This window comes from Demequina globuliformis, assembly GCF_000975155.1.
Taxonomy (GTDB): Bacteria; Actinomycetota; Actinomycetes; order Actinomycetales; family Demequinaceae; genus Demequina; species Demequina globuliformis.
The window spans coordinates 344959-355817 of the sequence record NZ_BBRG01000001.1 but is presented as its reverse complement, the minus strand read 5'-3'; the positions used below and the strand labels follow the sequence as shown (position 1 = coordinate 355817).

General features: G+C 66.8%; 7 protein-coding genes. 2 read left to right on the top strand and 5 right to left on the bottom strand.

The genetic code is table 11. From position 1 onward, the window contains the following. Positions 1 to 106: 106 nt before the first annotated feature. Together pepN (AOP75_RS01575) and pepN (AOP75_RS01570) are read right to left on the bottom strand one after the other, a co-directional pair. Positions 107 to 2668, bottom strand: a complete 2562-nt coding sequence (pepN, locus tag AOP75_RS01575) for an aminopeptidase N (protein WP_062076622.1) — start codon at positions 2666 to 2668, stop codon at positions 107 to 109. A 111-nt stretch (positions 2669 to 2779) separates the two neighbouring features. After that, positions 2780 to 5380 carry an aminopeptidase N gene (pepN, locus tag AOP75_RS01570; RefSeq protein WP_062076621.1) on the bottom strand — a complete coding sequence of 867 codons (2601 nt, stop codon included), beginning with the start codon at positions 5378 to 5380 and terminating at the stop codon, positions 2780 to 2782. A 93-nt stretch (positions 5381 to 5473) separates the two neighbouring features. On the opposite strand from pepN (AOP75_RS01570), the gene AOP75_RS01565 reads away from it, so the two are divergent. Beyond that, positions 5474 to 6832: an MFS transporter gene (locus AOP75_RS01565; RefSeq protein WP_083966614.1), complete on the top strand. Its 1359-nt coding sequence runs from the start codon at positions 5474 to 5476 to the stop codon at positions 6830 to 6832. Here the strand turns inward: AOP75_RS01565 and AOP75_RS01560 are convergent. The 3 genes from AOP75_RS01560 to AOP75_RS01550 form a co-directional block, all read right to left on the bottom strand. Further along, complete coding sequence (locus AOP75_RS01560; protein ID WP_161794519.1) at positions 6771 to 7259, bottom strand: MarR family transcriptional regulator; 489 nt, start codon at positions 7257 to 7259, stop codon at positions 6771 to 6773. The genes AOP75_RS01565 and AOP75_RS01560 overlap by 62 nt on opposite strands. A 218-nt stretch (positions 7260 to 7477) precedes the next feature. Continuing rightward, positions 7478 to 7951, bottom strand: a complete 474-nt coding sequence (locus tag AOP75_RS01555) for a tRNA (cytidine(34)-2'-O)-methyltransferase (protein WP_062076619.1) — start codon at positions 7949 to 7951, stop codon at positions 7478 to 7480. Positions 7952 to 7985: 34 nt separating this feature from the next. After that, positions 7986 to 8639 carry a pentapeptide repeat-containing protein gene (locus tag AOP75_RS01550; RefSeq protein ID WP_062076618.1) on the bottom strand — a complete coding sequence of 218 codons (654 nt, stop codon included), beginning with the start codon at positions 8637 to 8639 and terminating at the stop codon, positions 7986 to 7988. A 23-nt stretch (positions 8640 to 8662) separates the two neighbouring features. On the opposite strand from AOP75_RS01550, the gene AOP75_RS01545 reads away from it, so the two are divergent. Beyond that, the gene (locus AOP75_RS01545) at positions 8663 to 10570 is read left to right on the top strand and encodes an ABC transporter ATP-binding protein (protein WP_062076617.1); all 1908 of its coding nucleotides are present in this window, start codon (positions 8663 to 8665) and stop codon (positions 10568 to 10570) included. The last annotated feature ends 289 nt before the right edge of the window (positions 10571 to 10859 follow it).

Genomic DNA, 10859 nt, shown 5'->3' with positions numbered 1-10859 from the left:
TGTTTTGCTCGACGACCTGTTCGACCCCCCCCGCCTCAAGCGTTTGCTCAAGGCGGTGCGCACCGCGCGTCAGGGGTAGTCACCCTCACGCGCGGCGCGCTTGTCGCTACAGCGCGGCCTGCGCCGCAAGCGCGCGGCGGACGTCATCGAGCGCTTCCGTGACGACCTTGCGGAGCACGCCAGGGGCATCGGCGTGGTCGGCCAGCCATGCCTCGAGCATGCCGTCCAGCCCATCGACCCGGCCCGCGAGGATCACGGGCATCACGTACTTGGCGACGCGCACGCCCATCATGGGGTCCATCGATTCGTACGTGGGGCGCAACGTCGCCAAGACATCGCCGAGCATGGGCGCGAGCACCTCGGGATCCGCGCAACTGGTGAGTCCTAGACCAATCTCGAACGCAATCGCGTTGGCGGGCACCGCGCCGTCGGGGCGAGCCAGGCGGTTCCATGCGCGCTGCTTTGCCTCCGGAGTCCCGAGTTGGGCGCGCACTCCTGCCGCGCGGCGTTGACCGGCTGACCCTGGGTCGCGAGCGAGGAACTCATCAATCACCTCGTCGTCAATCGCGTTGACGCGAGCGAGCCCGCCCAGCAGATCCCACGTGAGCTCACTATCGATAGGCAGGCCCGGTAGCTCCACGGAACCGTCGAGCCAGTGCTTGACCCGCTGGCCGTGGTCGCCCGTGCATGTCGCACCCGCAAAGCGGCGCACCATCTGCATCTGGGCGTCGGATCCGGCCTCAGCCGCGTCGACCAACTCCGCCAGGGCATCGGCCCATGTCACGGACAGTTCCGGAGCGTCGGCGGGCGGCGCGTACCGCTGGATCGCGGTCGTCACATTCGCAAGGTGGCTTCCCAGCACCTGCGGATTCGTGATCGACGTGGCCGCGCGACGAACGGCGTCGACGTACTGGGAGGCGGGCAGCAGGCCATCGCGGCACATGTGCCACAGGGCGCCTAGCACGACCACCTGGATGTCCTCCGGGAGCGCGCGGGCGTGGGTCACCGCCACGGCGGTCGAGCGCTCGTCCAGTCGGAGCTTGGCGTAGGTGAGGTCGCCGTCGTTCGCGATGAGCAGGTCAGGCGCCGCCAGCCCTTGGGCCTCAGGCACCTCGGTGCTCGCGCCATCGGTCGCGACGCTCAGCGTCCACAGCCGCTCGAGCGCTTGCCCCCGAACCCCGAATCCAGCCACCTGCAACTGATGCGGGTGGTGGACGCCGCCGGTAGGCAGGTCCTCGGTCACCGTGAGGGAGACGACAGCCGACTCGGCCACCTCTGCGCTCGCGCCGACCCCGGTGAGGCCTGCCGTTTCCAGCCACGCGCGCGACCATGCAGTCAGGTCCCGTCCGGACACGGCCTCAAGTTCAGCGAACAGGTCCTGCAAGGTGGCGTTGCCGAAGGCGTGTGCCTTCAAGTAGCGAGCCACCCCCGCGAAGAAGACGTCCTCGCCCAGCCACAGTGCCAGCTGACGCAAGGCAGAGGCACCCTTGGCGTACGTGATCATGTCGAACTGGCCCGCAACGGCCTCGATGTCCGGGATGTCCGACAGCACCGGGTGCGTGGTCGGAAGCTGATCCTGGACGTACGCCACCGACTTGCGCTCGGCTGCGAACGCGGTCCATGCGCCGTCGAGCCCCTGCGCACGCTCGCCCGCATGGGTGCCGACGAACTCCGCAAAGGACTCATTCAGCCACAGGTCGTCCCACCAGCGCATGGTGACGAGGTTGCCGAACCACATGTGCGCCAGCTCATGGAGGACCGTTACCAGGCGCGACTCCTGCACGGACTGCGGGGGCCGTGTGCGGAACAGCAACTTGTCCTCGCTGATGGTCACCAGGCCCACGTTCTCCATCGCACCTAGGTTGTATTGGGGTGCGAACAGCTGGTCGTAGCACTCGTAGGGGTACACCGTGTCGAAGATGCGCTCGTACAGGTCAATGCCCGCCTGCACTGCGCCAAAGATCTCCTCCGCATCGAAGTGATCGGCCAGTTGAGGGCGGCCGTACAGGCGTGCGGGGACGTCGCCACCTGCGGAGCGCAGCGTGGTCTCCACGTAGGCCCACGGGCCAGCGGCAATCGCCGCGACATAGGTCGGCAGCAGCGGCGTGGGGGAGAAGTCCCACCTCAGCAGGCCGCGGGTCTGCCCGGCGACGACGGACTCGCCGCCGACACGCACGGGCTCGGGCTGCAAGGAGTTGGACGCCACCTGCCAGTGATCGGGAGCGGTGACGGAGATCTCAAAGGTGCCCTTGATGTCCGGCTGGTCAAAACAGGCGAACACGCCGCGCGCATCATCGATCGCGAACTGGCTGTACAGGAACGTCTCATCGGTCTCGGGATCCACGAACCGGTGGATGCCCTGTCCGGTGGTGCGGTAAGCGCAGTCGGCCTCGACCACCACGGTGGTGTCGCCACGCAGGCCGGTCAGCGCGATGCGGTCCCCGTCCTGTACCTCGGCAGGGTCGCGCCGCTCGCCGTTGACGTCCACTCGCGTCGCCGTGCCCACCAAGTCGAGGAACGTGTTAGTTCCCTCCGCGGCGGTGAAGGACACTTCCGTGACCGAGCGGAACGTGTCGCCGGCAGGGGAGAAGTCGAGGTGAATGCGGTAGGTGGCGGTCGGCACGGCCGCGGATCGCGCGGCGGCCTCCTCACGAGTCAGGGTGTGCATGGGAGCAGTCTTTCACGCGTCGTGGCGCGCCCAAGGGCACCACGTCCCGCCCCCAACGCATCGAGGGGCCAGGACCTCGCGGTCCCGACCCCTCGACAGCATTCGCGGTGGCTAGGCCTGCGCGGCCTTGTCGACAGCCTGGTTGTCGAGGGCCCGGCGCACGCCGTCGCGGCCCTCGATGATCAGGCGCTTCAGCGCGTCATGCGCATCCGCATTGGCCTCGAGCCAGGCGTCTGCCTTTGCCTGCAGGTCGGGCAAGCGGCCAGCGAGCTCGACCGGGTACAGACCCTCGATCAGCGTCGTGGCCATCTCGTTGGTCTTGTCCGTGTAGATGCGGCGCACCGAGGCGAAGTACTCGTCCACGAACGGCACCAGCAAGTCGGTGTCGTTGACGTGCCCAAAGCCACTGGTGGCGGCGAACTGCAGCGCGTTCGGCATGTCCTTCTCCGCATTCACGAGCGCATCCCACGCCGCACGCTTGCCCTCAGGGGTCGCGATCGCTGCGCGCGCCTGGGCCGCACGGCGGTGGCCCGAGGCTGTGGCGTCCCTGGTGAGCTGGAGCTCAATGGCAACCTCCGAGCATCGGCCCCCTGCCACCAAGCCGATCAACAGGTCCCAGGTGAGATCGGTGTCGATCTCGAGCCCCTCGAGCGTGAGCTTCTCGTCGATCAGGCCCTGGAGCGTGTCCAGCTGAGCGTCGGTCGCGGCGTGGGAGGCGTAGGCCTTCACCAACTGCAACTGGGTGTCGGAGCCGGCCTCCGCGGACAGGGCAAGGCGCCACAGTGTGTCCGCGGCGTCGTGCGCAACGTCCTCCGCGGCGTCGGGGTGCACGTAGAGGCCGAGCGTCGTGGCGAGCTGGCGCAGGAGCACCATCACCGTGGTCGACTCGGTCTCCGTCGCGATCGAACGCAGCACGAGGTCCACGTACTGCTGCGCAGGCATCTCGCCGTCACGCGTCATGTCCCACGCTGCCGTGAGCACCATGGAACGCGCGAGTGGGTCGGTGAAGCCCGCCACGTGCTCGACCGCAGTCGCGAGGGACTGATCATCCAGACGCACCTTGGCGTACGCCAGGTCCCCGTCGTTCAGCAAAATGAGCGCCGGACGGTGCTTGCCGACCAGTTCAGGGACCTCGGTGCGCTCTCCGCGCACATCGATCTCGACAAAGAGCGTGCGCTCCAAGTAGTGGTGACCGTCGTCCCCGATCACGACGTCGTAGCCGCCAATTCCGAGGCGGTGTGGACGCTGCGTGGGCCACTCGGCGGGGACCTCCTGACGGACCGCGAACACGGCGATGTCGTCGTGGCTGTCCGTCTCGATCTCGGGGCGCAGGGTCGTGATGCCGGCCTTCTGCAGCCACACCTCCGACCACTCCTTCAGGTCGCGCCCGGAGGTGGCCTCGAGTTCGACGAGCAGGTCGCGCAGCGTGGTGTTGGAGTGGTGGTGCTTGCGGAAGTACTCGGCGACGCCCGCAAAGAACTGCTCCTCACCGACCCACGCGGCCAGCTGGCGTAACACGGAGGCGCCCTTGGCGTAGGTGATGCCGTCGAAGTTGACCTCGACGTCCTCGAGGTCCTTGATGTCGGCCATGATCGGGTGCGTGCTGGGCAGCTGGTCCTGACGGGCCGCCCACGTCTTCTCGAGCGAGTTGAACGTGACCCAGTTGTTCTTCCACTTGGTGGTCTCCACCGTCGCGACGGTGGACGCGTACTCCGCGAACGACTCATTGAGCCACAGGTCGTTCCACCACTTCATGGTGACGAGGTCGCCAAACCACATGTGCGCGAGCTCGTGCAGCACCGTGACGGTGCGGCGCTCGACGCGCGCCTGCGGCGGCTTGGAACGGAACACGTAGTCCTCGAGGAAGGTCACGCAGCCGGCGTTTTCCATCGCGCCCGCGTTGAACTCCGGGACAAAGATCTGGTCGTACTTCTCGAACGGGTAGTCCATCTGGAACTTGTCCTCGTAGAACGTGAAGCCGTTCTGCGTGTCGTCCAAGATGACGTCTGCGTCGAGGTACGGCGCCAAGGCCGCGCGGCAGTACACGTTGGCGCGCAGGGTGCCCTTGCGCGACTCAACCGTGCCCTCGACCTCGTGGTACGGGCCGGCGACCAACGCGGTGACGTAGCACGGGAGGGTCGTGGTCTGGGTGAACTCCCAGCGCACCTTGCCGCGGTCCTTGCCTGCAATGGCGATGGTGCCGTCGACCGGGGATGCGGTGCCGGGGTTGTTGCTCAACACGTGCCAGTGCTCGGGCGCCGTCACCGCGAAGGTGAACTGGGCCTTGAGGTCGGGCTGCTCGAACACGGCGTACATGCGGCGGGTGTCGGCCACCTCGAACTGGCTGTAGAGGTACACCTCGTGGTCCTCGGGGTCCACGAAGCGGTGCAGTCCCTCGCCCGTGTTCATGTACTCGCAGGTGGCGTCAACGATGAGCTCGTTGTGCTCGGCGAGGTCGGGCAGCGTGATCCGGCTGTCGGCGAAGTGCGTGGCCGGGTCCAGCTGGGTGCCGTTGAGGACGATGCTGTGCACCGTCGGAGCAATGAGATCGATGAACGTCGACTCGCCGGCGGTGGCGGAGAAGCGAACGGTCGTGGTCGAGCGGAAGGTCTCCTCGGAGGTGGTGAGGTCCAGCTCGACGTCGTAGGTCTCGGTGGAGACGATGGCGGCGCGGGCTTCAGCTTCCGCGCGAGTGAGGTTCGTACCTGGCATGGTGCGATTGTTCCACGCTTGGCTGTGGGCGGATGCTCGATTGAGTCCCGCTGTCAGCGAAACTGGGCGCGGCAGCGTCCGTACACTTGTGCGGTGACTCAGACGGACGCGCCCCGCCAGCGCCAACGCAGGCTTGTTGACCTGGCTCCGCTAAAGGTCAGTCCCGCCTTCGCGCGGCTATGGGTGGGCGGCGCGATCGCAGGTATTGGCTCGCAGATGTCCATTGTGGCGGTCGGGTTGCAGATCTACGAGATCACGGGCTCAACGTTTGCCGTGGGGCTCGTGGGCGGGATCTCCCTCATCCCGATGATCGTTGCCGGCCTGTGGGGCGGCATGCTCGCTGACGTCTTTGATCGCCGCCGCATCCTCATCATTTCCTCGTTGACTGCCTGGGTCAGCACGTTGGGTCTGGTCGCCCTGGCGACGTGGGATGCGCTCGCGCACGCCAGCGGCGGCCACGCAGCGACTTGGCCGTTCTACGTCGTGACGACGGTCAATGCGGTGGCGGCCACCATCTCTGGCGCCACACGGCAGGCGGTGATCCCACGGTTGCTGCCACCAGAGCTCATTTCACGCGCCACCGCGATGAGCGGCATCAGCATAGGCATGATGGTCACGGTCGGCCCCGCATTGGCGGGGGTGTTGGCGGCCAGCGTTGGGTTGCCGTGGACGTTCGCGATCGACGCTGTGCTGTTCACCGCGGGGTTCCTGGGGATCTGGATGCTGCCATCCCTGCCGCGCCTGGGGGAGAAGGTCACCGCGGGGTGGAGTCAGATCCGCGAAGGCGCGGCCTTCCTCAAGCGCGCGCCCAACATCCGCATGAGTTTCATCGTGGACATCATCGCGATGACGTTTGGCCGCCCGCTGGTGCTCTTTCCCGCGCTGGGTGCCACGGTTGTGGGTGGAGGCGCGCTCACTGTTGGCGCTTTGACGGCGGCCGGCGCCGTGGGCACACTGCTCGCGAGTGTGTTCTCCGGCCCGGTGGCGCGGGTGCACAGGCACGGGCTTGCCGTGTCGCGCGCCATATCTGTCTTTGGTGTGTTCGTGGTGCTCTTCGGTGTCACGGTGCTCGTCATGATGGGCGTTCCCCACGACGCGGGTGCGGGCTGGTCGGGAATCTACTGGCCGGCGTTGATCTTGCTCGGGCTTGCGATGGCGGGCATGGGCGCCGCCGACGAGGTGTCGGCGATATTCCGGCAAAGCATGACCTTGCGCGCCGCGCCTGATGAGATGCGCGGCCGGCTTCAAGGCATCTTTGTGGTGGTCGTGACGGGAGGCCCCCGGCTGGGAGACATGTATGCGGGAATCCTCGCCACCGCCGTCGCGCTGTGGTGCCCGCCGTTGTTCGGAGGGTTCGTGGTCATTGGTGCGGTGGGGATCCTGACCCGCATCACCCGTGCGCGTTCGGGGCAGAGCTTTCGCGATTACGACGACCGGAATCCGACGCCGTAGGCGTCGCGCGGCGCACGCCGATGGTGGCGGGCCAGTCGAGTGGGCGGGTGCCGAGCCAGGCGGGCTCAAACGGCGTGGGGCGGGTCCGCATGGTGCGCCGCTGAGACTCTTCTGCTGAGTCGAACACCGCGCTCACCCGGGCCGCGCTGCTGGCTCCGCCGGCCGCATCCCTCCATGTGGCTTCGCTCCGGCGCATGGCGGCCGTGCACAGGCTGAGCGCCCATGCACCGTGCGCCGTTGTCTCCACGATCACGCAGCGGCCATCCATCTCGGACGGTCTCCTCCGGGCAAATCCCCGCGCGACCAGCCGGTCCACCATTTGTGAGGCGGCGGCGAGCGAAACATGCGTCAGTTCCGCCAACTCGCTGATGGTCAGCCGGCGCCTGCGCAGCACATTGCTGACGAAGAACGCTTGCGTGGGTGTCATGCGGTGGCGAGGGTCAGGCTCCATAGTGGCGTACGTCCGGCGCGCGGCCCTGGATACCTTGCGCACACCGTGAAGGATGGGCACCTTGCGGCTCAGGTATGACGGCGACGTTTTCCACATGCTTCACACGTTAAGCAACTGCGAAACAGTCCACCCACGCCCGCACTCGACTCGTGGATAAGTCCCATGCGCGCCGCGGGCTGGGGACGGGTCCTGCCTCACTCCGAGGCAGCGAACCCTGCCTGTCGCCACGCCTCGTACGTCACGAGCGACGCCGCGTTCGTGAGGTTCAGCGACCGGCGTCCAGGAATCATCGGGATGCGCACGCGCGCGGTGATCCGGGGATGCGCCATGACCTCCTCGGGCAGTCCCGTGGGTTCGGGTCCAAAGAGCAGCACGTCACTGGGCCGGTACTCGATGTCGGAGTAGATCGTGTCCGCATGAGCGGTGTAGGCGAAGACGCGGGAGTCCGGCTGCGCCGCCATCAGGGCCTCGAGGTCAGGGTGGACGGTGACAGAAGCGAGGTCGTGATAGTCCAGGCCGGCCCGCTTGAGCTTGGGCTCCGACAGATCGAACCCCAGTGGCTCCACGAGGTGCAAGTGGGCTCCCGTGACGGCAGATAACCGAATCGCAGCACCCGTGTTCTCCGGAATACGCGGTTCAAAGTAGGCGATATGCGGCGCGGCAGACATAGGGCAATTGTGGCAGTCGTTGACCGCCATGGCGTCAGTCCTGCACCAACAGGCCTGCATGAGCCGCGAAGACGGGCGCGAGATCGAACACCTGTTGCTCGGACACCATGGCGCCGGACAACCCGCGCGGATCGTCAATGCCGCCGAGCTCAAGGCCCACCACATTGACGTCGGCACACCGTGCACCTCGGACGGTCAGCATCCCCACCCGGCACCGCCGGAACTCGACGCGCGTCAGCATCGCATCCATGAGATCTAGGTCCTCAAAGACGCAGTCCTCGAAAAGCACATCCGTCACGCTCGCAGCGCGCAGGTTCAGGTAGCCCACCTTGCAACCGGTGATGGTGCATTGGTCCCATTCCCCGTCGTGCAGTTCCGCCGCGCCAAACCGCGACCGACGCAACTCGCTGCGGCGCCACGTGCTCGACGGCGCGCGCAGCGACGCCGTAGACAGGCCCTCGAGCCGGGTGTCGCTGAAGGTGATGCCCCGCGCCGCCGCATCGCCCAAGGAGACCCCGTCGAGGAGGCAACCCGCGAAAGTCGTGTCCGTCAGGTCGACTGCCTCGAGCGCCATCCCGCTGAAGTCCATGTCATCCCAGCGCGGACCCTCGGACAGGTCGTAGGCATCGGCCCGCTGCAGTGAAGGCAGAGTAAGAGGGCCGATGCGCGGGCTGGCCACCGTTGTCATCTCACCAGCCTAGGCTGTGCGGCATGAGCCTTCCCGCCCCACCCGGATCCCGCCGCGCCGCGCTTGGCGGCGGGGGACACCGCGGTGTCTCGGGCCGTGACGAGGCCGCCCAGCGCGCCGCCAACGCCGCTGCGCCCCAGATTCCCCACCTTTGGCGCCGCGTTCTGGCGCTCTTCACGCCATACCGCTCATCGCTCGCGCTGACGGCCGTCCTGGTGGTCATCACAGCATCGGCCGGTGTGGTGCCGCCGCTGATCATCGAGCGGATCTTTGACAATGCGCTGTTCCCCGCCGACGGCGCCGCCCCCAACGTGACGCTGCTCGCTCAGCTGGTCGCGTTGGTCATCGTGATCTTCATCGCGACCGCGGCCCTTGGCGTGTGGCAAACGTATGTGACCGCATCCGTCGGCAACCGGGTTACCGGTGATTTGCGCACGCGCTTGTTTGACCGCCTGCAGTCCATGGATCTCGCGTTCTTCACCCGCACTCGCACCGGTGACATCCAGTCTCGCCTGGGAAACGACGTGGGGGGCGTGGCGGGTGTGCTCACGACGTTCGTATCGTCCATCGTGGGCAACACCGTCACAGTCATCGCTTCGCTCGTCGCGATGATCCTGCTCGACTGGAGACTCACCCTCATTGCCGTGGTGATGATGCCCGTCCTGGTGCTCGTTCAACGCAAGGTGGGGCAGGTGAGAGCGCGCCTGGCCTCGCGCACGCAAGAGTCACTGTCGGAGATGACCGCGATCACGCAGGAGACGCTCTCGGTCAGCGGCATCTTGCTGTCCAAGGTGCACAACCGTCAGCTCCTGGAATCTGAGCGCTACCGCGCGGAGAACGCCAACCAGGTTGATCTCCAGGTGAGGCTGTCGATGTCGGGCCAGTGGTTCTTTGGGCTTGTCAACGTCATCATGAGTTCTGTCCCCGCCGTCATTTACTTGGCAAGCGGCTTCCTGATCGCTCGGGCGCTTGACCAGGGGTTCGAGCCCTCCATCACAGCCGGAACGATCGTGGCCTTCACCGCTATCCAGGGGCGCCTGCTGTTCCCCCTCATGGCACTGATGCGGGTCGCATTGGAGATCCAGACCTCGCGCGCACTGTTCGCGCGCATTTTCGAGTACCTGGACCTGACGCCAGAGATCACCGATGCTGAGGACGCGGTGCCGGTCTCGCAGGCTCCCGGTCCTCTCGGATCCGTCGCCTTCGCAGGCGTGACGTTCCGCTACCCCGGTGCGAGCGAGGACTCGCGGCCCACGCTCGATGGCGTGTCTTTCACGGTTCAGCCGGGCCAGACTGCCGCGTTTGTGGGGCCGTCAGGGGCCGGGAAGACCACGATTGTTTACCTCGCGGCCCGCTTGCATGAGGCGACGGACGGTGCGGTGCACTTCGCGGGCGCGGACGTGCGCGACCTCACGCACGCGTCGATCGTCGACGAGGTGGGCGTCGTGAGCCAGGAGACCTACCTGTTCCACGCGACCATTGCCCAGAATCTGAGATACGCGAAGCCGGATGCGACGGACGCCGAGCTGGAGACCGCGTGCAGGGCGGCCAACATCCACGACCAGATTCTGTCGTTCGAGGACGGCTACGACACCGTGGTGGGTGAGCGCGGCTACCGGCTGTCCGGGGGAGAAAAGCAGCGCATCGCGATCGCGCGTGTGCTCTTGAAGGATCCGCCGGTGTTGCTGCTTGACGAGGCGACGAGCGCGCTCGACACGGTCTCCGAGCGCGTGGTTCAGGCCGCGCTCGACCGCGCGGCGCAGGGCCGCACCACGTTGGTCGTGGCGCACCGCTTGTCGACCGTGCGGGACGCGGACGTGATCCACGTGGTTGATGCGGGGCGCATCGTGGAATCCGGCACGCATGCGGAGTTGCTCGCGGCGGAGGGGCTCTACACCAGGCTGGCCCGCGACCAGGCGACTCAGTCGTAGCGGTCCCACACCCGCCCCCATCTCGCCAAATGGAACCATTTCGCTGTTTTGGCACCGCTAGACAGCCAAATGGAGCCATCTGGCGGGGCTGGAGACGCAAAGAGCGAGACCGGGCCCTCAGGCCCGATCCCGCTCCCTGTCTAGAAAGTTACGGGTCGACTACTGGCCGCAGCCGCAGCTCCCACCGCAGCAACCGCCGCTCTTCTCGGCGGCGGCTTCGTCAGCCGTCACGTCGATCAGGTCGATGTTCGTCTTCTCGGCCATAGGCGCCTCCAATACATCCTGGGAC